The sequence below is a fragment of the Planctomicrobium limosum genome (assembly GCF_051465645.1).
Taxonomy (GTDB): Bacteria; Planctomycetota; Planctomycetia; order Planctomycetales; family Planctomycetaceae; genus Planctomicrobium.
Map to the genome: position 1 here is coordinate 2,623,383 of NZ_CP195790.1, position 23,926 is coordinate 2,647,308.

The window sequence follows — 23,926 nt, forward strand, 5'->3', positions numbered from 1 at the left end:
CCGCGCAACGCTGGTTAATCAATCTCGTCCTACTTCCGCGTCGACAATCGTGTCACCTTGAGTGGGCGACTCCAGACGTCAGAAGCGGCATGTACTGGTCTTCAATCACCCGTTCCCAGGTAAATCGGTCTTCAAACTGTCGGCGGCCTTGCAACCCCATCGCACGCCGCTCTTCCGGGTGATCCAGGAACCAGGTCAACTGGCGAACCCAATCCTCGACAACTCCGGGCTCCGCCAGACGTCCTGTGACTCCTTCTTCAAGGATCTCGGGCAGCCCTCCGAGGTTGCTCCCCAGCACTGGTCGTGCAGACGCCATCCCTTCGACCGCAGTGCGGCTTAATGCTTCCTGGGCAATGGCGGGCACCACGACAAGATCGCATTCCCGGTACCAGTTCGGCAGTGTCTCTTGCGACTGCCAACCAATCGCCGAAATAAAGGGATCTGTTGTCGGTAGCTGGTCTGGTGATGCCGTCACGAGTAGTTCGAAATCTTGACGCGTCATCCAGAGCCGGTGGCAGGCCTCCCGCAGAACGGAAAATCCCTTGATCGGCTCTTGGGGAAGTCCAGCGAACAGCAGTCGCATTTTCGAACCAGCCGGTGGAGCAACCGGATCTGGAAACCGGCTTGCATCCATACCCCATGTCACGACTCGTACATCGCGACAGTAAGGCTCCCATAATTTCTGAGTTGACTGATTTAGCACGAGGACAGACGTGGCCTCCGCCATCGCCTTGAGAAGCAAGGGATAATAGTCATATGATTCAATCTGACTGAGTTGCCGCTCCGCCTGATGTAGGCTTCCGGAATAGCGTCCGTAGTCGGAGAGACAGGATCGACAGTTTTGAGGAGCGGCAGGTTGACTAAAATGACATTGCCGATAATGACCGGGGCTATCTGGCAGCAGCCGCAGATTATTTAACGGGCACAAGCATTCGCTGGCCTGCATCCGCATGAGATAGGAGTACCCCTGAAACGCCTGTGCTAAATGCGGTTTAAAATTCCAGCAATCAGTGATAATAATCTGATCCGGGGAGAAACACTCAACAGCTTTGCGAAACCGATGTTGGATCTCTGGGATTGACCAATCGTTCAGAGAGAATGGTAACGGCGTTGTCGGAACAGGGCAGGTGCTATCGACATGTCCGATCCCCCATTCTGGCAGGACCGGATGAACCAGCTGAACTTCATACCCGGCCTGCGAAAGAAACTTTGCCAGTTCAACGGTGTGAACAATTCCCCCTCCCGTCGACGGCCAGTTAAACAGGAAGCTGACCAGGGAAATGCGGCCGCGAGGGTGGGCTGGGTGTTCTGGCGTGAAGACGGAAGTTTTCGCGTTCTTTTCCAGCATTTTTGCGTTGTGCGTAACGGCTGGCGATCGATCGCGAAGAGGAATTTGAGAGAGTAGTTGCCGGGCGGTACGGCCGTTTCCTAAAGCAGCTTCAATGGCCGCCAAGTTGGTGAGGATGATCGATCGTGCTGGTGCAGCATCAGATTCGGAATCCACTTCGAGAAGGGCTCGTAGAGAGGAGCGGGTCTCGTAGAGTTCTCCAGCTGCAGCCTGCAGGGCACATGCGCGTAATCGACTCGTAGTCATCAGGCCTCCGCTTCCCATAAAGATGCTGGCCGTCGCATAGAACGGACAGTACTGATACGATTTAATCCACACGTAATCAACAGCTGATTGATATAAAAACGGAAGAAAATAGAAATTGAATGTGTCGCCTGCGGCATCGTCTGCCGTAATGCGTGATTTCTGCTTACGGACATGTTCATCGAATTCCCCTGAGACCGGAGGACGGTCAGCCTCTCAGCGGGTGAGAGAGTCGCGAAGTGCAAAGCTGGAATGACATGCTCTGCAGGAGAAACACAGGTAAGCCAAAGCTGAAGGAACGATATGTCCGAGTCCGTGAGGAACGTAAATATTGTGTTGCGACGGGGAGATAAGGTAAAGAAAGAAATACAAACGCTACCAGTACCTCGTCTCACGCCCACTTGGATAGAGATGCCGGACGAATTGATTTCACACCCTACCCCTTGAAGAGTCGAATAAGAGTTCTCTGCGGAACTATGTGTAGGTAATGTTTACGGAACGGCGGCCAACTGGATGTAACAAATACTGGTCAACTCCAGTTTGTATTTCAATGGGGCCATGCGTTTTGCGCATGGATGACATTGTTGTGCTTATCAGGCACTTCCAGATGCAGGTCGCTTCAATGAGGCCATGCGTTATGCGCATGGATGACCTTTATTTAGGGATCTAAGGAGTTAGGGAATGCCATGCTTCAATGAGGCCATGCGTTATGCGCATGGATGACCTGGGAAATCACCAGCCAGCGGTTCAGCGTCAGCAGCTTCAATGAGGCCATGCGTTATGCGCATGGATGACGTCATCGCTGATTGACCGTCGACCGTCGTGAGTGCAGGCTTCAATGAGGCCATGCGTTATGCGCATGGATGACGGTCGCAGGTACGGGCGAGGTTTCATTGCCCCTTTGCCGCTTCAATGAGGCCATGCGTTATGCGCATGGATGACGAGCGGCGGCGGCCATCTTCGACGACGGAACCGTTGCTTCAATGAGGCCATGCGTTATGCGCATGGATGACATGACATCCGCCACAATTCACTGGTGGATCATGGGAACGCTTCAATGAGGCCATGCGTTATGCGCATGGATGACGTAATCGTGTCCCTCAAACGCAGTCTTTGCGTCCATTGCCGCTTCAATGAGGCCATGCGTTATGCGCATGGATGACCGGAGCGTCGAAGGTCGAACGCGAAACCCAATTGACCAGCTTCAATGAGGCCATGCGTTATGCGCATGGATGACCCGTTGTCTCCACAACACAACCGACAACACGGCACGCTTCAATGAGGCCATGCGTTATGCGCATGGATGACGGGAACGGCATTCCTACCGAGCTGCTGAGCACATCGGCTTCAATGAGGCCATGCGTTATGCGCATGGATGACATTAACTGGCAATTCGGCACTCGACACAGCTTACCTCGCTTCAATGAGGCCATGCGTTATGCGCATGGATGACGTTTCAGTTGCCATCGTTCGTCCCTTTTTGCTCATGCTTCAATGAGGCCATGCGTTATGCGCATGGATGACTGGACTCTGCTTTGAAGGCAACAATTCAGGCCATCACGCTTCAATGAGGCCATGCGTTATGCGCATGGATGACACCGGGAAGCGTTTAAGTTCTTAGACGCCCTCGTGGCTTCAATGAGGCCATGCGTTATGCGCATGGATGACTATCGCGGCCACGACACGGCGATTGAAGTTTCTGGCGGCTTCAATGAGGCCATGCGTTATGCGCATGGATGACCATCGGCTTCCTCCTGTAAAATACTCTGTAAGCTTGAACGCTTCAATGAGGCCATGCGTTATGCGCATGGATGACAGCCGATCCGCGCCATAAGGAAGCAGTCATAAATCGCTTCAATGAGGCCATGCGTTATGCGCATGGATGACGATCGTAGGCCCTGTCTTTTAGCGGCGTTGAATCACGGCTTCAATGAGGCCATGCGTTATGCGCATGGATGACTGGGATTCCTCACGACATGTTCGTGAAGTTTCCGCGCTTCAATGAGGCCATGCGTTATGCGCATGGATGACTCGGTAACAGCCGCTGCGGATTCCGAGCTTACACACGCTTCAATGAGGCCATGCGTTATGCGCATGGATGACCAGGTTAAATGGTGTGTCAACTATTACGAATTCGAGAATGCTTCAATGAGGCCATGCGTTATGCGCATGGATGACAGACTTGGCTGATGCTGTACATACGTGGTTAAACGAGCTTCAATGAGGCCATGCGTTATGCGCATGGATGACGGAACAGAGGAAGAGTGGCTAGCATCCCTCAAGGGTGCTTCAATGAGGCCATGCGTTATGCGCATGGATGACTGCCTTTGCCGACTGATGCGTCTCGTTTGGCACCGGTTTCGCTTCAATGAGGCCATGCGTTATGCGCATGGATGACGGTACCAAATATGACAGACACCCTCTGACTGCCCACGCTTCAATGAGGCCATGCGTTATGCGCATGGATGACTATCGAGTAAGGAGGTTATCGAATGATCACAGCACGCTTCAATGAGGCCATGCGTTATGCGCATGGATGACTAGTTGTATGTCACCTCCTCCACCCGACCTAAGTACGCTTCAATGAGGCCATGCGTTATGCGCATGGATGACTGGTCAGCAGTAAGTAAGCAGGACATACGCAACAGGGGTGCTTCAATGAGGCCATGCGTTATGCGCATGGATGACGATGGTGTGGTGAATGGTATGGTAGGGTAATAGAAGGCTTCAATGAGGCCATGCGTTATGCGCATGGATGACATTTCATCCTTCTTACATCTCCACACACATAATCAGCTTCAATGAGGCCATGCGTTATGCGCATGGATGACAACATAACCAACATCATCATTCACCATCATTACCTAACGCTTCAATGAGGCCATGCGTTATGCGCATGGATGACACGAGATCCACCTCCGCCAAGTAGACCGGTCGATCTGGCTTCAATGAGGCCATGCGTTATGCGCATGGATGACTGGTCGACATGTCCGGTCGGAACCCGATGTTCCGAATGCTTCAATGAGGCCATGCGTTATGCGCATGGATGACTGGCCGCACTGGTGCCAACATCGACGAGCAACAACTGGCTTCAATGAGGCCATGCGTTATGCGCATGGATGACTTACCACATCACATTCACCACTACACAACCATTCATCGCTTCAATGAGGCCATGCGTTATGCGCATGGATGACAATCCAGCCCTGAGGACTGTGTACACTCCAGAAGAAGCTTCAATGAGGCCATGCGTTATGCGCATGGATGACCGGTTCGTACACAGTTGGAACTCTGCCGATATCAGGCTTCAATGAGGCCATGCGTTATGCGCATGGATGACGTTCGGCAATCGTGAGTCAGTGATGTTTCGAGTCGGGCTTCAATGAGGCCATGCGTTATGCGCATGGATGACGTGGAAGGTGGTGGATGTGGAGTGGTAAGAGGATGGCTTCAATGAGGCCATGCGTTATGCGCATGGATGACCAAATCTTTTCTAGTCTTCCGTCAGATTCAATTTTTTGCTTCAATGAGGCCATGCGTTATGCGCATGGATGACCTCGCCAGTTCACGGCACCCAACAGCGGCAAAACCAGCTTCAATGAGGCCATGCGTTATGCGCATGGATGACTGTGATGAGATGATGAGTTAATGTTATGAGTGAGTTAGCTTCAATGAGGCCATGCGTTATGCGCATGGATGACGGCAGTTCATGGACTTCTGCCATGCCTGAGGAGTGACGCTTCAATGAGGCCATGCGTTATGCGCATGGATGACTGATGAGTTGTGTGTGTTGGTAGATGTAGAGTGTGTTGCTTCAATGAGGCCATGCGTTATGCGCATGGATGACACACTCATCACACACCATACCACACCATCATTCCCATGCTTCAATGAGGCCATGCGTTATGCGCATGGATGACACTCACATCATCTTCATTCACACACTACCTTCACATGCTTCAATGAGGCCATGCGTTATGCGCATGGATGACTAAAGTGAAATGATGTTATATGTGATAATATGGTGAGCTTCAATGAGGCCATGCGTTATGCGCATGGATGACCACATCATCTTTAACACCTATTACTAACATTACCAGCTTCAATGAGGCCATGCGTTATGCGCATGGATGACTTACTCTACACATCACATCACAACACTACCTAACACGCTTCAATGAGGCCATGCGTTATGCGCATGGATGACGTAGTGATGATGAGGTTATGAGTAATGTGATGAGATGCTTCAATGAGGCCATGCGTTATGCGCATGGATGACCACATAAACACTTCACTTCACCAGTTAACACACCAGCTTCAATGAGGCCATGCGTTATGCGCATGGATGACCACATCATCTTTAACACCTATTACTAACATTACCAGCTTCAATGAGGCCATGCGTTATGCGCATGGATGACGGCAATCGGATCGCAACCGCACTTGAGCGAGATCGGCTTCAATGAGGCCATGCGTTATGCGCATGGATGACATGGGACGACTATGAAAACATCCGGCGAGCCTGCGCGCTTCAATGAGGCCATGCGTTATGCGCATGGATGACGTGAGGGGTGGTTCTTCTCCCGACCCGATTTTCCATGCGCTTCAATGAGGCCATGCGTTATGCGCATGGATGACTTGGATGTAGTGCCGTTGCTGGTGTGTCACGATGAGCTTCAATGAGGCCATGCGTTATGCGCATGGATGACCGCCCGCGTTGGGAGTCTCGACACGGTCAGGACTTGTGTCGAGGTTTGCGAGGGGTGGACAAGTCAAGGCCTGGAAACAGGAGTGTTGCAATGGTGCTCCTTTCTAAAGTAAGTTGGGGTAAGACTTTGAGGCTGCGAGCGGTGACGGGGGTTTTTACGGTACCGGACCGCTCGAACTTTCTTCAGGGTTAAATAATCGTGGCTTCTCGAGTGGTCGGAACGGTTCGTGGGTCGCCCCAGAATTCAATACATTCGTCGCCCCGTCCGGCAATGGGGCCAAGATCGACGATCATGACGCGGTCTTCGCCCAAGTTCAAGTGCGGCCAGATCAAGTCCTTCAGATGCTGAAGTTCCATGTCGGTCAGTTCACACCGAAAGACAGAATACTGCACGGAATCCCCGTGACCGCACATGGCCTGATACACCTTGCGGTATCGCTTTTTGCAGGAGATGTCATAGGCAATCAGGTGGACGTTCCGCATGGCCGGACCCTCTCGATGGACTGTGTGTGCACATCATCGCGTGATGAAATTCGGGTAAGCTGGTAATTCTCCCAGCATGTGTCTGGCCAGAAGCCGCGCCTGTACTTCAAGGATGCGGCGATAGCAGACTTTGTAGCCGAAGATTGGGTGCGTGATTTCTGTTTCCAGACGGCGTTCGAAGGCGGCGATAACACTTCGGCGACCGGCATCAGTCATCGTGACCGCTCCTGCCCGCTGGATGAATGATCCTGGTCCAACCTCACCATTATTGAATGCAGTGAGCGTCACAGAATCCGCGATGAGGGGACGAAACTCTTCTGCCATGTCCAAGGCCAGCGAAGGTCTGCCATAGCGGGGGCGGTGAAAAACTCCCAGCATGGGATCAAAGCCTACCGCCTGTAATGTCACCGTGAGTTCTTTGGTCAATAGGCTGTAAACGAACGACAGGACCGCATTGACTGGATCGCGTGGAGGACGTCTGTTTCTGTCGCGAACGTCAAAGGTGGGGTGGTCCGGAAAGAGTTGGAACAACTCGAAGAAGTATTCCTTGGCGGCCATCCCTTCCAGACCGAGAAGCGTCTCTGCAGAACCAGCGATCCGGGCGCGTCGATAGTATTCTGCTAATTGCTTGAGGACGGGATGTTGCGGTTCAGCGAGATGTCGACGTAGCAGCGTCCGGCAGTTCTTAATCTTGCCAGCAATCAATTGCCTTGCGATTTGGAGTGAGGCGTCTGGATCTGCAGCAATCGCAAACTGACGAATACGGAGTTCCACATTCTTGTGAACCAGACCGCTTGTCAAACTGTGAAACCATCCGCCATAGCTGAGGTGACAGATTGGAATTCCGCGAGACGTTAACTCTGAAATCGCTTGGGCAGAAAACATCACGTTTCCGTAGACGCAGACCTGCGAGACATCCAGCAGGCGGACACTGGCAATCTGCTCCCCTTTGACCTTAATTGTGATTCGCTCACCAGATTTGCCGATGATGGCACCTTGGTTCTGCACATAGAGCGGTAAGGCATTATTTCGAGCAGGAAGGAGCCTCCGGAGTCCGTCCCGCACTGCAGGGCGTCCATTCAGGCGGGAGGAGTCAGGTTCATCGGAATCTGGAGCAAGTGTCGATACCTCATGCAGCTGGTGCAGAATCAGGTTGGTTTCATCCGGCAGACAGATCCCTACCAGTGAGCAGCGGGGACACTTCGGGCTGTCTTCCAGGGGAGGTGGACAGATTCCTGCGGCAGACGTGGTATTGAAATCAGAGATCTGCTTGCGCGTCAGAGCAATTAAGTCCTCATCGAAAGGAATGGTGACCCGTCGTCGCGAACTGATGTAATAGATCACTCCTTCCGAGCAGTCATAACCGTTCTCTAGTAAGATAAGCCCCTGAGCACATAGCTGGACTCGTTCCGGGTCATAGGCTCCCGCGGGAATATCAGGGACATGTCCTCGCTTATAGTCCACGGGAGTGACTCGAAGACCTTCCATTTCCAGTAGATCCAGCTTGGCCACGATTCCTTCTCGTTCGGCAGAAAGCGAAATTGACCGTGCATGGATCCTCTCGCTGCCTTCCTCGACAAGCGGCTCCTCCCCCTTGGACTTCTGAGTTTTTGAGTTTGGAGCGGGAAGATTCTTTCGATCTGGCTTGTCGACGTTCCGATGTCCGAAAGTCCCTTGCATCGTCTCCAGATTCTCGGCCCATTCTCCCTGAACAAACTCCAGATAGCCTAATCTAGGGCAGTAAGTGAATTCATTGAGCATACGCACAGGAATGAGGGCATCTGGCGATCTCTGCTGCGACATCGACGGTGCAGTTTTCTCCGTGGGAACCGCCGTGAACGGAAGTTTTTCGGATTGAACCTGTGGAGGAACTTGACCGCATTCTCCAGTGAGTAGCTCACCTGGAGAGACAGGATCGGAATAAGGAAGCGATTCTGCTCCCACAGGCGGTGTTGGGCCGGAAATCATCAGATGTCCTTCAACCGCCGTTGGGATCACCCGTCAGCAGCAAGCCGTTCATCACTTGAACAGAATTTACGCCAATTCGTCATCAGTGAGTGACGACGGCAATTGGCGATTGCGACGCAGCGAAGAACGATCGACCATGGTGGCGGGAAATCATCCGCAGCCGAACTCCATGATCCCGGAAGGAAGCTTCCTCCCTGAACAAGCAAGCCGATCCATAAAAGCGGCCCGCTGACAAAGCTGGTCGTACATGATTGTTGATATCATGCTTAACCCAGCTTCGCCAGCTTACGCCTGCCTACCGCCCGGAGCAAGAAGATTCTGCGATAAATTACCAAAGAACAGTCGTTGCCCATTGATATCAACTTTCCATCACTCTCGCCATGAGACCTAGCCCACAATGCCGACCAGCACCTATCGTTAATGGTCCAGGGATAGGCGCCTGTTCCTCAAATGTCAGTTTGAGATGCACTGCGGTTTGATTGAGCAGATGGTTCGGACGGATATAGCCGGTGGGCTGCTTATCTTTTCCGTATTTATGTGCTGTTAATGATTTTGGGAAGTAAGGAAACGGGCTCCATTCATACTGACACTCCTGGTCGATTCCCGATTGGAGGAGTGCTTTCTCGATGAGCTTTCTCGTTTTGGCAGGCCGGTGGTCGTCGTGTCCAGGCAGGATCACCGGAGTGGCACTCGCCCAGACACGAGATTCTGTCGTATAACAGCGCGTGACACCGTCCCCTTTCACGTGAACTAATGTCGGAGGACCGTTCCACCTGGTTTCAGATGTCGCTTCCAACCGCTGACCAGCCAGTAGATTGGTGAGATGAGTCAACCAGTTCCGACTCCCATGCGGACCGACGATCATCACCCGACGGATGTCATGATCAGCGTGTTTTCCGATTGAAGGGAGCGGGAGATAGGAGAACTGTCGATGGTTCTCGGGATCAAGAACATGTCCGGCGACAAATGATTCAACCCAGCGTTCGTCCACATCGCGAGGGGGAGATCGCTGCATTGCCTGAATGGCTAAGTGACGCACCATTCCAGCAATATGGATTAACTTCGACTGCGGATAACTAAACGGTTGACCTTCGGACTCTCCCTGCAGCTGGAAGACTTCAAACGGTCGAGGAAGGACCTGGGAGGCTGGACGGTACGTCTGTAATCGGAAAGTCGTCAATGCAGGCACCGGGTTGAAGTTTTGTTCTCCGCGATCATTCACTGAAATTCGCCGAAGGAAGCGACCATGCCGTCGGATCAGGGCTTGTAATGTCCCGGGTGCTGGACAGCGTAACGCAGTTCCTCCGCACACATCATCAGGGACCCACTTCACCCCGGGGAGTGAACTCAATTCAGACATGCTCAGTTCATCGGCATCAGCGACAACCTGATCAACACCCCATCCCAATTGGGAGACGCTGTTGACGAGGTCTCTGATCTCGTTCAACAGAGGTCTTGAGGTTTCCTCTATATGCCAGACGTAGCTGATCTCTGATTGGTCAAGGAGATGAGTTGGTCGGATGTCCTTTTCCGTCCGGGAGTCAGCCAAACTGGCTTCTCCTCCACGACACCAGGAAGCTGCGACTCGATCACCGAGATTGTCAGGGCAATAGAGTCGATAAGGCTTCCCCGGTCGATGGACAGGCGTGAAAATCACTGGTGCAGGCAGTCCTTCCAGCCATTTCAGGACAGCTTGTGCCGGTTCAGATTCCTCATCCACTGGATATTTCCGGGCGCACGTTGCCACGATTGCCTGAAAGAGACGCAAGGGAGAAGGGGGCCATTCGGGACGCCCACCTTCCCCTCTTCCATGAAACAATGGCTCAAGGAACTGCACCGAAATTCTCAAAAAATCAGCCATCGATTACGCTCCCGCTGCTTCAGATTTTTTCCCCTTCTTCTTGCCCTTCGCTCCGGCTTCTCCGGAGACATCCCGCTTGGCACGCTCTTTGTCAAAGTCGACTGTCCGGGATTCTCCCACTCCAAACTCCTTTGCAGCAGCTTGAGCAAACTTCAATGCTGCCTCGTGTGTCAGCGTGCAAGGAGTGCGTTTCCCATTTGGATAAACCTCTGAGAATTCTCGCTCCTTATCCGGATTCAACACCAGTTGGCAGCCCTGTCGCAAGTAGTCTGCGGTATGGGCCGTGAATGCGACTAGGGAAAGACCGAGGACATACCGTCGAAGTTTCAGGGTCTGTTCCGGATCTTTAGCAGAAAGGAGTTTTAATGCGGCCAGACTTAAGGTCGCAGTGCGTTCAACTCCTCCTTCTGCGATGACACCTCCGTGAGTTCCAGTTGCTGGAACGTGGATAAAGCCGCGTACCGCATAGGCATCTTTCGCAGCCTTGTCGAGAGGTTCATCTAATAGACCATCACGCACAAAGTCAGTGGCCGGATTAAACTGCGCAGACCGTCTTAGTTGTCGAACGTCTTTTGCTCGGATCGTAGATGAAACCAGTCTCGGAAGCTTGGCTTGTGTGTCGCGGGAATCCCAAACTCCGAAGATGAGTGACGTCGGCGCAATCTTGGCCATCGCTTCGGAGTTTCCGCGAAGAACTTCCCTAAAGGCCTGCTGCAGTTCTTCTTGAAGCTCTGAGCATCGAACAAGGGCATCGCCTGCGCGGTGTCCTGCCTGTAGCAAGTTAATATTCTTCTCTCCAGCCTTAATCACAATTTGGGGGACAAGCTGGGCGTATGGTTCACTTTCAAAAAGAGGTTCGATTCGATTGGCCTGTGAGCCAACGCTGTCAACCAGACAGGAATTCTTTCCTTGAGGATCTCCATCGATGTTATAGCCACCGGGGAAACCATCTCCTCCCGCAAATGTGGCAGGGAATAGCACCCCATGCTCACCTTCGACCGGCATTAATGGCTCGCGTATCACGAGTGCTGCTGGGCCATCCGCCTGCAGATAAGTATCGAACGATTTTGCAGTGCTCATTTTCAGTTACCTCGATTCAGTGATTGGGATTGCAGGGAGAAATGCTTTGTGTTTTTTCTGGCCAGTTCGATACCAGTTTTCAAACTGATAACCTTGTCCACGATTTGCATGTGAGAGTCCGTTCACCACAACAGGGAGAATCGCGGATGACACCGGTTGGTTCCATGTGAAATATCGAAAGATGCGAGGTCGATCTGTTCTGGCAGGAAGGCAGCGTTGCAGTCCGATCAGGCACAGCAATTCCACCGCAGGGGCCGCAGTGGTGGTCAGACCAAGTGCATTTGCAGAGAAACCAACATCGCGTGAATGCGCATTTGGCCCACGTTGTGCGTCAAAATAGAAAGGCTCCACTTTCTTTGAGGAATCCTCGATGTCATATGCCACGGTCCCTTCATTTAAGCAATCTTCCGTCTGAAAGATTGGATTTCTCAGTACTGCCTGCATTGCTCTGGCGATACGCACACTCTCCATTGTTCCTGCCCAGACTTTTAACTCTTTGCCCCCGGATTTTTGATCGTGCCACCAGTCGAGCAGGAGATGAAACGGAGCTCCAAGCTGAATGGGAGACGAGGTGTTACTGCTGGGATCAACCTGCGTGAGCTGCGTCTGGCTCAGTTGAGCAATCAACTCTTGGAGCGTGCCATCACAGGTGATTCGGAATTGATCCCCTTCAAACCAGCCTGTCGCGCCGGACCATAAGCGATCAGCAAGGTCCAGCAACCCGCAGCAAGCGAAGAACTGACCCGGATTTGTAACATCGACATTTAAATGAATTCCCGCTTTAGCAGAATGCATGTTTACACCTCCTCCAGTTGCCGCTCTGCAGACTGAATCGAAAGACCTGGCTGACGACTGGCTGCAATGTCCGCGGCACGCAACAGCGATTCCAGCCAAGCCAGTCCCCACCGACCATACCGACGCTGCAGACGCGCGAATCGCTGTGGAATCTCTGATGCGACCTGATCGCAATGAGTTAAGCCTCGATCCGGATCAAAGGCCTCTTCTTCCGCGAAATGCGGCCGTGCTCTCCCGTGGTGTGCGGCCACGAGATGTAAAACCACATCTTTCATAACAGGAGACAGTCTCTGAACTCGCTCGAAAATCTCCACCTGTTCCTGGCCAACAGTCGTGTTGGGATACAAGACATCCATGAGCGATCCGAATTCGTGCCGATATCGACTTGAACTCTGCGGTTGCCAAATCTGCTTCGTCACTGGATCCAGACCCGACTTGGCATACCAGCATGCTGGATTCGGATTGCCGATGTTCTGCTGCCACAGTGTGCGACGTTTCCCCAGATCGTGTAGCGAAGCTGCAAGACTTAGTGCATCGGCCAGTTCGGGATCATCGCCTAGCAAGCGGCGTCCAATTGCGTCAGCTCCCTGACACACGTCTGAAGTGTGCTGCTCCCAAGGAACTGCAAATGTTGCAGTCTTTGATCCTTCATCATCCGCAGAGGCAGGACGGACGTACCACTTCCATGTTCTGTTCGGTGATTCCTCTTGATCTTCTGAGGAGTCATCGGCACCGTGTGTAGCATCCTGGTCATCAAGATGAGGACGTATTTCTATCGTGCGAACCAGCCGCATTCCTTTCGGCCGTTCATCGTCAGTCCAGAGGCGCATCCGTCGGGGGATTGTCTGTCCATCGATCTCTACCGTCCATTTATCAGCCACATCATTCGCAGTTAGTGATAAAGCATCTAGCATTCCTCCATTCAGGCCTCCCGCGTGTGGAGGAAGCAATACAAGGTCAGCATCAAAATCCTCCTTCTTCCCTCCGACCAACTCTGAAAGAAGTGAGACATGAGTCGTTCCTTCCCGGTCAGTCACCCAAACCGGGAAATCGCAACGGGCGGCGATCTTCTTCAGCTTGTCGAAGATCCGCCCACTGTCGTCTTGCAGGATTTCATGTGGTTTGACAGGGTATTCTTCGAGGAGTTCATCAGGGGTGATGTTCAACAGTTCCAGTAACGAGCGATCTTCACGATCTTTCTCCCATAAAATCTGAACTTCCTCACGCCAGGCGATCGACGTGCGCGGTCGTTCCCATGCTGTCGGGATACCATGAAGATATTCATCAACCGGAGGACGCCCGGGAAGTTTGTCTGTTATCGAAGTGAGGGCCCATGAATCGAAAAGGATGTCGGATGTGGGAAGCTGCAAGGGAATTGGGGCATAAGCTGAGGTGCAGTCTTCCTGATTTAAACATTCCAACGCAGATGGACTCGCATCCCCCTTAAGGTGTTCCAATAACGTCAGCGTCCGTTTTCGCGCGACTTCGTACGCGTCCAGTTTGTCATCCTCTACAAAGGCTGCAGGGTGTACGACATCAATCTGTGTGTCATCGTACGTCCCAAACCGATTCACTCGACCGAAGCGTTGCGCCATGCTTTCATAAGTCGATAAATCGCACACGAGATGGTGTGCGGATAGATTGACTCCCACTTCGCCGGCGCTGGTGCAGACAAGATAAACGGTTCCTTTTGTTAACGCTTGATCTGCGGGACGGTTGCCCGGGGAAAGAAACCGCAGGAAGACGCCGTTTTCTTTTGCCAGTTGATCGCGTTCAAGGCCGCGCATCGTTCCCGTGAGTGTGGCGATGTGATCTTTTGGCAACTTCTTCGCAAGAGCTGCAGCAACCTGCTCAACGACTTCCACTGTGCGAGCGAAGATCAGGACAGGTTCGCCACTCTTCGAGTGACGCAGTGCGAGTTCAGTCAGTCTCTCCGCGAGTTTCTTCTTCTCATCGTCGATGGAGTGCAGCCGAAGCTGTTTCGTCGCCATGAGTCTGGATCGAACGATTGGATGGTTTCGATCTTCTGCTGTCAGCTTGAAAGCAGTGTCACTCCTCTTCGATATGGCCGAAAGCTCCATAATTTGGATGGGACGTGTGTCGGGGGATCGACCTGTCAGCTGCTCGACACGAATGGATGTCAACAACGTTTGAAACGCAGGTTCCAATTGTGATTCATCATGGACGATCAGAGTGTCTTGTCCGAGAAAACCGGCGTGCAACGGGCGCGACCGAAACCCGATTCGATATCCGCTAAACAGCAGTCGACTGCCGATCATATCGACAGTCCCGCAGATCACTGCAGGCCGGGCAGGGTCGGCAGCCCATTCCTGATTATCTGCAAACTCTCCTCGCAGTGTGCTGATGCCGAGTGGGATTTCCGTCGGCAAAGCACATAAGTTGAACAGCTTCGCTCTGAAGTTCTGAATCATGCCATTGACGGACTGGTCATTCAGGAGGCGACGGCGAAGGGATTCCACGTCATCTGTGGTCTGGTCAACGACCGTGCGTCGATTGACGACATACGCCAGTCGCCGCGGCAGTTTCGCTCCCTCGGCCAGTGCGATTAGCCAGATCGGAATGACTGAAGTTTTGCCCAATCCTGTCGGGAGGTTACAAATCTCAGGTGGGTCATTCTTAAGGAACCGCTGGTAGAGCTCTCTCTGCCAAGGGAAGGGCAGATACCCCGTTAATTCCTGGAAAAGAGTTTCGAAATCAGACATTCGCATATCCCAGAATTGCTTCTTGTCAATGTATAACGATTCTTTTTCTGATCGTTACGCTTCGCCACTTAATCCATAAGTTTAGTTTGCGGATTACAATATCATCGCGGAGCTTCTGACAACTTTGGCATTGACTATTCGATGCACTGGCCGCCGCATTGACCTCAACTGACGAGGTTTTGTAGTGCAAGATCCCGTCGCAATCGTGCAAAGTCTCGCGAAATCCAACTCTTGGCTGTGCTGCGTGGGATCCCGATCTCGCGTGCAGCCGCTGAGACTGAAAGATTCTCAACATAAACTTTGATGATGAGTTCGCGATGGTGAGCTGTAAGCTTCTTCCAGGTCTCAATGTTCGCGAATCGCTTCTCGAGAGCTTTAGAGTGTCGTTGTGCTTCGGAATTGCTGCTGTTACAGGAAAGACGCTGTTTACTGGCGTATGTGATTCTCGCAGCTTCGTCTACCTCATGCTGTTTTTTTCGCTCTCGAAGGACATCAAACTGAATTTTCTTAGCTGTAGAAACCAGCCAGTTTAACGGCCGTTCAATTTCTTTCTTTGAGTTGTGAGTGTGGAATTTCAAGAGCGCATTCGAGAAAATTTCTTCTTGTTCCGTCATCGAAAACTTCTTACGTTTGTCGATAATTTTTTTGAAGTTGTGAATGATTTCTTCTGTTAGCATTTCCGGCTCCTTTTGTCGTTTTCGGTCTCCTCATAAGTTTAGTGTCGATTTTGGCGCAGTTCCATACAGTTGTATTTGAAATCGTGGTGTCGTTCGTGGTAGTATTGCCATATGCTCCGCTACCAAGCGGCCCCATTGAAGGCATACTGTTGTCTTTGAGTTGCAGCGACTTACGTCGTACTCCATGCTGTAAAGGCATGGCCCCATTGAAGGAACGTGCTTGTAAAGGTGCGATTTCACAACCTCGGCCTGCTGAGAAGTCTTTGGTCGTTGTTCTGAACGAGAAAGAGGTAAGGTTTAAATAGTTCGTTCGTTTGTCCCTCGATTAAGATCGCGTCTGTGGCGAAGTGTATCAGTGAGATTGTGGGAGGTTCGCATAGCGAGTTTGGCGTGCTGATGTGTAGTTGGCATTTGTTGACTTGTAAGCAGTAACCATCCTTTCAAGCTCTTCCTGAATCTGTTCTCTTAGTTGTTGTGGTTCTTCCACTACGGCTTTAGATCCGAAACTCAGGACCCAGCTTTTCAGTTCTTCCAGCGATGTGAGGAAGAACTCTGCCAAAAGCGTGCCGTCGCTTTGCTTCGTTAGTGATTGGCTCTCATGCCACCGGTGTTCGGTGACATAGCGGGCCACCTCCTTCGAGAAACGGACCACGACACGTTGTGGTTCGCCTTCAACATGGAAGACTCCCAGGCTGTGCTGCAGGTAGGTTTGCAGATCAAAGTCGGGAGGCTTCTGGAACTTGAGAGTCTCCAGTTGCACATCCTCCACCCGGTCCAGCTTGAAGGTTCGGATCTGGTCGTGTTGCTGAGAGTGTGCCACGAGATAAAGTGATCCGCGGTGAAAAACGAGCCCGTAGGGATAGACGTCGTAAGTTAATGGCTCAGTAGATTTGGCTGAATGGTACGTCAGGAATGTGATGCGACGTTCTTCGATTCCAATCATCAGCGAGTCGATGATTTCCGATTTGTTCTGATAAACACTATTGCGAAACGTCGTCCGAAAGACCAACCCCTGAAGTTGGTCAAGATAATCAATAATAGGCTCTTTCAGCGTGGCCTTAATTTTGCGGAAGGCACTGTAATGAGATTCCCAGATCAGTGTGCCTGCCAACGGTTCCAGCAGCGTTCGTCCCAGATACAAGGCCAAGATTTCGCTGACATCAAACGTGAGCGGAGGCGCAGAGGAATCGAACTCCGCAACCCAGTGATTGCGTCCATGGGCACCTCCACTCGGCGAAATGGGAAATCCCAAGTCTCTAAGCAAATCTAAGTCGCGTCGGATGGTTTTAAGGGAAGTGCCAAGGCCTTCTGCGAGTTCCTTAACTGTTGCCCCAAAACGGCGCGCCGAAAGCGTCCGCAGGAGAACCCATTGCCGCTCGAGTGGGGGAAGACTGTTCATGATGTGCCCGTCCTGAACGCAGAAGACAAACCTTGAAGGCGCATGTTACAGGCCCTGCCTCCAAATTCTGTCCAACGTGACAAACGTACATCATTTCAGTGGTTTCGAACAAGATGTGGAATAGCCGAATTCAACAAAAACGCAGTGAATAGGATTTTCGAGTTATATTCCCGTTCCCCTCTTCGGCTGGAAGATCGCTCACAGTGACAAGGTGCCAATGAGTCGAAATGTTGCAGTGACCGGTCTCTAGTACTACAGTTCCACATTTCAGAGTGGTGAGCCTCTGGCTTTGTAGTGACAGTACTTGGCGATGGCCTGGTGGTGGCGTTTCCACGTGGAAAATTGCAGGATTTGAGCGGTGGTCGCGGGGCGGATGAGCAGGAGGATCGCAAAGAGGTTGCAGATTTCCGGCACACTCAGGCGAATCAGCTGCGTGCGGCTTTTTTTGAAGCAGTTTGCTGCCGGGTCTGTGCCCGCATGGCCACCAGGCTTGCATGCGCCAGCATCGACAGCGTGATGTGCCGGTACCAACCGACCCACGAGCGGACTTCGTATTCATCCAGACCGGTCAACTGTTTGGTCTGTTCAAAGCATTCTTCGATCGCCCAGCGACGACCGGCAATCAAGACGATGTTCTGCAGCGACGTTCCTCGCGGAGCACGGATGAAATAATACGCCAGGTCTGTGGGATCTTTGAGCGACCGCCGCACAAGCAGTCCACCCTCAAACGAACTCTCTGGAGTCCCTGTCCAGCGGATGATCGCCCAATTGTAAAGACGTTCGCCTTTGGTTCCTGAACCACACGAGAGACGTTTCCAGTCCCGTTTTCTGAAGTCGGCGACGTGATCGCTGACTCGTCCCCGCTGGCCGTTGTAAAAAATCTGGGCGGCTGAAGTGACCGCCACCACGTACCCCAGCCCCAGTTCTTCACAGCAACTCCGAAAGGCGCTGTCACTGCCGTACACTTCGTCGGCGCAGACCCACTGTGCCGGAAGGCCTGCAGCGACCGCTCGCCGCAGCATTTGCCGGGCCAGTTCCGGTTTCGTGGCAAAGGACACCTCTTCTGGAATATGGGCCTGCCGGCAGCGGTCTCGATCTTCCGTCCAGTCCCGGGGCAGGTAGAGTTCCCGATCGATCAGAGCGTGCCCCTTCGAGGAGGAGTAGGCCAGAAAGACTCCAATCTGGCAGTTCTCAATCCGTCCCGCCGTGCCGGAATACATCCGCGCGACACCGGCACTCTTGGTTCCCTTCTTGAGGAATCCGGTCTCATCAATGATCAGGACGCCTGCTGGTTCAGCGATCTGTTCCTGAACGTACTGCCGCAATTCTTCACGCAATTCATCGGCGGTCCAACGAGACCGAGCCAGAAAGTGCTGCAGGTTCTTGGGGGAGGCTGCTCCCAGAAACTCCGCCAGTTGCCAGCCGTTCTTACGCTCAACCTGGGCAATGAGTCCACGCAGATACGCAACCCCTTGCGCCTGCATCTCGACGCGGCCCATCAATGGGCCGAACCGCTCCGTGACCCGATCGAGTTCCCGCTCCCACCGCCGCAGATCCCGTTGTGTGATCATCCCTGACATGGCGTCCTCCTGAGATCCACAGGAATACACCAAATCCAAGAATCATGGAAAGTGGAACTGTAGTACTAGTTTCTGAAGTTCAATGAATGGGGGATCAGATATCATCGATCAAAGCCAGCTCTTCTAAAAGGGCCGGCTCAAATCAAGGTGGCTGATTTCGAGTGGATGCCTCGTTCCTGCTGTGCTCGTGATTTACGGTGGATTCTAATCCCGGGATTAAAATCTTGTGCCATAGGAGGTCAACGACTAAGTTCCTCACTTGCCTCCAAGGCTGCAGATTGAATTCCTCTAACACTGTGACACTGAAGTCAGAGTGGCGTTGCGTGCCGACCGGTAGACGCTTTCAATCCTATTTCGTAGTCACTGCTGCGGAATACGATCTATCAGGCTATTAAATCGGTACTTACAGCTCGTGGGCAACTTAGATTATTGGCAGTCAGAACCTCTGATTCTGAGCCGAGTAGTCTATTTCAGTTGAACTTGCTCAGAATTCTTAGAGCTGGAAATGGTGGTCGGGAGAGTCTTGTCCACCGGTCACCTGCAATGGCCGACTGCATATCGATCCAAGTTGTAGGCACACCGCTCCGGATGGGAACGAGAGAACTGCCCGGAACGAGCTTTACCGTCCAACATTGCCCGCGCTGTTCAGCGAATGTGCAAATGCATTCCGGTTTACAAATTCCGACATTACAGAAATGGCTGCGATTCCCTATTCGCTGCTGGCCCCTATCGCGTCTATGAGCGACCCGAAACTGGGGAAGTCGATCCAGTTCCTGAAGGTGGACAAGATCTTTAAAAACCATCTGTTCGGGAACGCTCTACACGTGGAGGTAGCTTGATGAGGACGTCCTCTTTGACTCCCCGAAATGGAGGAGTTGCGGGTGTCACTTCGCCAGACCCGATGTCTCAATGCTCTAACTCAAGTTCAGTCTCGGATATGTGATCGAATTTGTGGGGAAAACGGCTCCACAGTTCTAAAGGGGAGAGCCCAAAGTTCTGGCCTGTTGTTTGGAGCTGGTCGCAATGGAAACTGAAAACTGAGCCTTGGTCCGGTGAAGCACTCTCGCCGTTCCTCCCTGCTGAATCAAATTTTGGAAGATCTCCCGGCGACTCGTTGGCTGGTGCGTTTTTCAACAGAAAGCCCCCGTCGGATATGGGCGTGGAAGTCTCGGCTCAGATGCCGCTTCCCTTGTAGCCACTTTTCGTTACATTCACGACTCTTGCCGGCAGGCGGGACGGTGGCGGCTGCGGTGGCGATGACCGCAGCCAGTGCGATGTGCGGAGGAAGCTCAGGAGGGCTTCTCCCAGGTCAAAGGATTGACAATGGCGTTGAAGAAATCGGAACTCTACTCCTCACTCTGGGCCAGCTGTGACGCGCTGCGTGGGGGAATGGATGCCAGTCAGTACAAGGATTACGTCCTCGTTCTGCTGTTCATCAAATACATCTCTGACAAATACGCCGGGCAGCCCTACGCTCCAATCACCGTTCCCAAAGGGGCCAGCTTCGCCGATATGGTTGCCCTTAAGGGTAAGTCAGACATCGGCGATAAGATCAACAAACAGATCATTGGCGAGCTCACCAAACATAACAGCAACCTGTCTTTTGGCGATGTCGATTTCAACGACTCGACCAAACTTGGAGACGGAAAGGAGAAGGTCGACCGGCTCACTCAGCTGATTACCATCTTCGAAGACGAGGCACTCGACTTCTCGAAGAATCGGGCCGATGGCGACGATATTCTCGGCGATGCCTACGAGTACCTGATGCGGCACTTCGCGACGGAGAGCGGAAAAAGCAAAGGGCAATTCTATACCCCTGCCGAAGTCAGCCGGGTCATCGCTCAGATCCTGGGAATTCGAAAAGCGAAGACTTCTGCACAAACGACCGCATACGATCCGACATGTGGTTCCGGCTCACTGCTGCTCAAAGTCGCTGATGAGGCCCAGTCCAAACTGACGCTCTATGGTCAGGAGAAGGATAGTGCCACCAGCGGCCTCGCCCGGATGAATATGATCCTGCACAACAACCCGGAGGCAGTGATTCATCAGGGGAACACGCTCGTCTCCCCGGAATGGGTGAAAGACGGAAAGCAGTTCGACTACGTCGTCGCCAATCCGCCGTTTTCAGATAAGCGTTGGAGCACCGGCCTCGATCCGCTGAACGATCCGTACGACCGGTTCAAGAGTTTCGGAGTTCCTCCTGCCAAGCAGGGAGACTACGCCTATCTTCTGCACATCGTTCGCTCCCTGAAAAGCACTGGAAAGGGAGCCTGCATTCTGCCGCACGGGGTCCTCTTCCGGGGAAATGCCGAGGCGGAGATCCGGCGCAATCTCATTCAGAAAGGCTACATCAAAGGCATCATTGGACTCCCTGCGAACCTGTTCTACGGAACGGGAATTCCCGCCTGTATCATCGTCATCGACAAAGAGCTGGCGCACGCTCGGAAAGGGATCTTCATGATCGACGCCAGCAGCGGGTTCATGAAAGACGGACCGAAGAACCGCCTGCGAGAACAGGACATCCACAGGATCGTGGACGTCTTCACACGGCAGGTCGATGTCCCGCGTTTCTCACGCATGGTTGAATGGGAAGAAATTGAAAAGAATGATTTCAATCTGAACCTGCCGCGATACATCGACAGTCAGGTTCCTGAAGACGTGCAGGATATCGCCGGGCATTTGCAAGGTGGCATTCCGACGCGGGACGTGGACGGGTTGGAACAATACTGGGCCATCTGTCCCGGTTTGCGAAAGGCTTTGTTCAAGAAGAATCGCGCCGGTTATGTCGACCTCGCGATCGACAAATCTGCGATCAAAACCACAATCTATGAGCACCCTGAATTCACGTCATTCATTGACGGGATGAATGACCACTTCGCGACATGGCGGAAGAAGCAGGCCAAAAAGCTCAAGGCGCATGAGATCGGCATCCGTCCTAAGGAACTCATCGCCGAACTGTCAGAAGGGTTGCTCAACCACTATCACGGCAAGCCGTTGATCAATGCCTATGACGTTTATCAGCACATCATGGACTACTGGGCGGAGTCGATGCAGGACGACTGTTACCTGATCGCAGCCGATGGCTGGAAGGCCGAAACCTACCGCATCATTGAGAAAGACAAGAAGGGGAAACAGAAGGACAAGGGGTGGGCCTGCGATCTTGTGCCCAAGTCGGTAATCGTCGCCCGTTATTTTACGGAACAACAGGCGGCACTGGACGAGATGTCCGCTTCGCTCGAGACTCTCAGCAGTCAGATCACCGCGCTCGAAGAAGAGCAGGGAGGCGAGGAAGGAGCCTTTGCCGACCTCGACAAAGTCACGCTGGCAAATGTCCGTGCCAAACTGAAAGAACTCGCACAGAAAGGGGGCGAGCTGTCCGACGGGGAAGAGGAGACGCTCACGCAGTATCTCGACTTGTGTACGCAGGAAGGACTGCTGAGAAAGCAGATCACCGGGGTCGAGAAGAAACTGGACGATTTGGCGTACCAGCGGTACCCAAAGCTCAGTGAGTCCGAAGTGAAATCGCTCGTCGTCGACGACAAATGGCTCGCTGCACTCGATGCTCGGATCCATGGCGAGATGGATCGGGTCAGTCAGCAACTCACCTCACGCGTCAAAGAACTCGCCGAACGCTATGAGAGCACGCTGCCCGAGTTGACGTTGAAGGTTGCGGAAATCGAAGCCAAGGTCAGCAGCCACTTGGAAAAGATGGGATTCAGGTTCTCCCTGAAGAATCGTATGGAGGCCGGGCGATGAGTAAATCCGTACAGTCAATACCAAAAGGGTATAAGCAGACCGAGGTTGGGATTATTCCGGCAGATTGGGAATTGCGTTCCCTCAAGCAAATTTCTCCTATTCAGAGCGTGGGTCTAGTTATCAATCCGTCGACCTATTATGACCCTTCTGGTTCCGTGCCGATACTGCTCGGTTCAAACATCCAAGAAAATTCAATTGCATGGGAAAGTTCCAACAGGATCACTGCCGAAAGCAATCAACAGCTTCCGGGTTCACGTCTTTCATGCGGCGATCTAGTGATGGTGAGAGTTGGCGAACCGGGGGTTTCTGCGGTCGTTCCGAAGGAACTCGATGGTTGTAATTGTGCATCGATGATGATCATTCGTAAGCATCGATCCTTCAATTCCACATGGCTTTGTTGGATGCTCAACTCCACACTTGGACGAATCCAAGTCGCGAATGTTCAGTACGGTACCGCTCAGAAGCAGTTTAACGTCAGCGACGCAGTCAACTTCGTATATCCGGTACCTCCACTGGCCGAACAGAACGCGATTGCTTCGGCGTTGTCGGATGCGGATGGGCTGATTGAGTCGCTGGAGAAGCTGATCGCCAAGAAGCGGCAGATCAAGCACGGCACGATGCAGGAACTCCTCATCGGCAACCGCCGTCTTCCGGGGTTCACCGGGGAGTGGGAGACGAAGCGGCTGGGAGAACTTATTAGTTCTGTTGAGTATGGCTCATCTGCGAAGTCGGCCCCCAATGGAGCAGTGCCGGTACTTCGAATGGGGAATTTACAGGGTGGCAAGATCGATTGGAAAGATCTCGTTTATACTGACAACGAGGAAGAAATCGCGAAGTATACTCTTCGATCCGAAGATGTACTCTTCAATCGGACGAACACCATCGACCTCGTTGGTAAGACGTCAATCTATCTGGGCGAACAACCCGCAATCTTCGCCGGGTACCTCATTCGCGTTAACGTCATCGAAAACGTGTTGGATTCTCGCTATCTGAATTACATCCTCAACACAGAATCTGCCAAGAAATACAGTTCTATGGTTCTCAGCGTCGCTGTTGGCCAAGCGAACATCAATGGCCAAAAACTAAAAACCTATCCGATTCCTATTCCACCTACATTCGAAGAACAGACCGCCATCGCCACAATCTTGACCGACTTGGACGCCGAAATCGCCGCGATTGAGGCAAAACTGGCGAAGGCTCGGCAGTTGAAGCAGGGGATGATGGAGGAGCTGCTGACCGGGCGGATCCGTCTGGTTTGAATCGAAGGTAAGCGTTCCTTCGGCCTGTGTGGAATTCACATTCCGA

The 23,926-nt window shown here is 52.5% G+C and carries 12 protein-coding genes and 1 CRISPR repeat array; of the genes, 2 read left to right on the plus strand and 10 right to left on the minus strand.

Going from position 1 to position 23,926, the window contains the following annotated elements; genetic code table 11:
- Positions 1-52: 52 nt before the first annotated feature.
- From SH527x_RS09825 to SH527x_RS09870, 10 genes are all read right to left on the minus strand, one after another.
- Positions 53-1,594 (minus strand): glycosyltransferase family 4 protein, encoded by a 1,542-nt coding sequence (locus tag SH527x_RS09825; RefSeq protein ID WP_437194482.1) that lies wholly within the window; start codon positions 1,592-1,594, stop codon positions 53-55.
- A 541-nt stretch (positions 1,595-2,135) separates the two neighbouring features.
- Positions 2,136-6,300: a CRISPR direct-repeat array (repeat unit 36 nt; unit sequence GCTTCAATGAGGCCATGCGTTATGCGCATGGATGAC).
- Positions 6,301-6,488: 188 nt separating this feature from the next.
- On the minus strand, positions 6,489-6,782 hold the full coding sequence (gene cas2, locus SH527x_RS09830; protein ID WP_437194483.1) for a CRISPR-associated endonuclease Cas2: 294 nt from the start codon (positions 6,780-6,782) through the stop codon (positions 6,489-6,491).
- 33 nt (positions 6,783-6,815) lie between these two features.
- Positions 6,816-8,750 (minus strand): CRISPR-associated endonuclease Cas4g/Cas1g, encoded by a 1,935-nt coding sequence (gene cas4g/cas1g / locus SH527x_RS09835; RefSeq protein WP_437194484.1) that lies wholly within the window; start codon positions 8,748-8,750, stop codon positions 6,816-6,818.
- Positions 8,751-9,108: 358 nt separating this feature from the next.
- Positions 9,109-10,611 (minus strand): type I-G CRISPR-associated protein Csb2, encoded by a 1,503-nt coding sequence (gene csb2 / locus SH527x_RS09840; RefSeq protein WP_437194485.1) that lies wholly within the window; start codon positions 10,609-10,611, stop codon positions 9,109-9,111.
- 3 nt (positions 10,612-10,614) lie between these two features.
- Positions 10,615-11,691 carry a type I-G CRISPR-associated RAMP protein Csb1/Cas7g gene (cas7g, locus tag SH527x_RS09845; RefSeq protein WP_437194486.1) on the minus strand — a complete coding sequence of 359 codons (1,077 nt, stop codon included), beginning with the start codon at positions 11,689-11,691 and terminating at the stop codon, positions 10,615-10,617.
- A gap of 6 nt (positions 11,692-11,697) precedes the next feature.
- Positions 11,698-12,486, minus strand: coding sequence for a hypothetical protein (locus SH527x_RS09850; RefSeq protein ID WP_437194487.1), 789 nt, complete (start codon positions 12,484-12,486; stop codon positions 11,698-11,700).
- A 2-nt stretch (positions 12,487-12,488) separates the two neighbouring features.
- Complete coding sequence (gene cas3g / locus SH527x_RS09855; protein ID WP_437194488.1) at positions 12,489-15,209, minus strand: type I-G CRISPR-associated helicase/endonuclease Cas3g; 2,721 nt, start codon at positions 15,207-15,209, stop codon at positions 12,489-12,491.
- A gap of 164 nt (positions 15,210-15,373) precedes the next feature.
- Entirely contained in the window at positions 15,374-15,886 is a 513-nt protein-coding gene (locus SH527x_RS09860; RefSeq protein WP_437194489.1) for an RNA polymerase sigma factor, read from the minus strand.
- Between the two features lie 352 nt (positions 15,887-16,238).
- Complete coding sequence (locus SH527x_RS09865) at positions 16,239-17,285, minus strand: helix-turn-helix transcriptional regulator (protein WP_437194490.1); 1,047 nt, start codon at positions 17,283-17,285, stop codon at positions 16,239-16,241.
- 425 nt (positions 17,286-17,710) lie between these two features.
- The gene (locus SH527x_RS09870) at positions 17,711-18,856 is read right to left on the minus strand and encodes an IS701 family transposase (protein ID WP_437194614.1); all 1,146 of its coding nucleotides are present in this window, start codon (positions 18,854-18,856) and stop codon (positions 17,711-17,713) included.
- Positions 18,857-20,188: 1,332 nt separating this feature from the next.
- On the opposite strand from SH527x_RS09870, the gene SH527x_RS09875 reads away from it, so the two are divergent.
- Together SH527x_RS09875 and SH527x_RS09880 are read left to right on the plus strand one after the other, a co-directional pair.
- Entirely contained in the window at positions 20,189-22,621 is a 2,433-nt protein-coding gene (locus SH527x_RS09875; protein WP_437194491.1) for a type I restriction-modification system subunit M, read from the plus strand.
- A gap of 401 nt (positions 22,622-23,022) precedes the next feature.
- The gene (locus SH527x_RS09880; RefSeq protein ID WP_437194492.1) at positions 23,023-23,880 is read left to right on the plus strand and encodes a restriction endonuclease subunit S; all 858 of its coding nucleotides are present in this window, start codon (positions 23,023-23,025) and stop codon (positions 23,878-23,880) included.
- Positions 23,881-23,926: the final 46 nt, after the last annotated feature.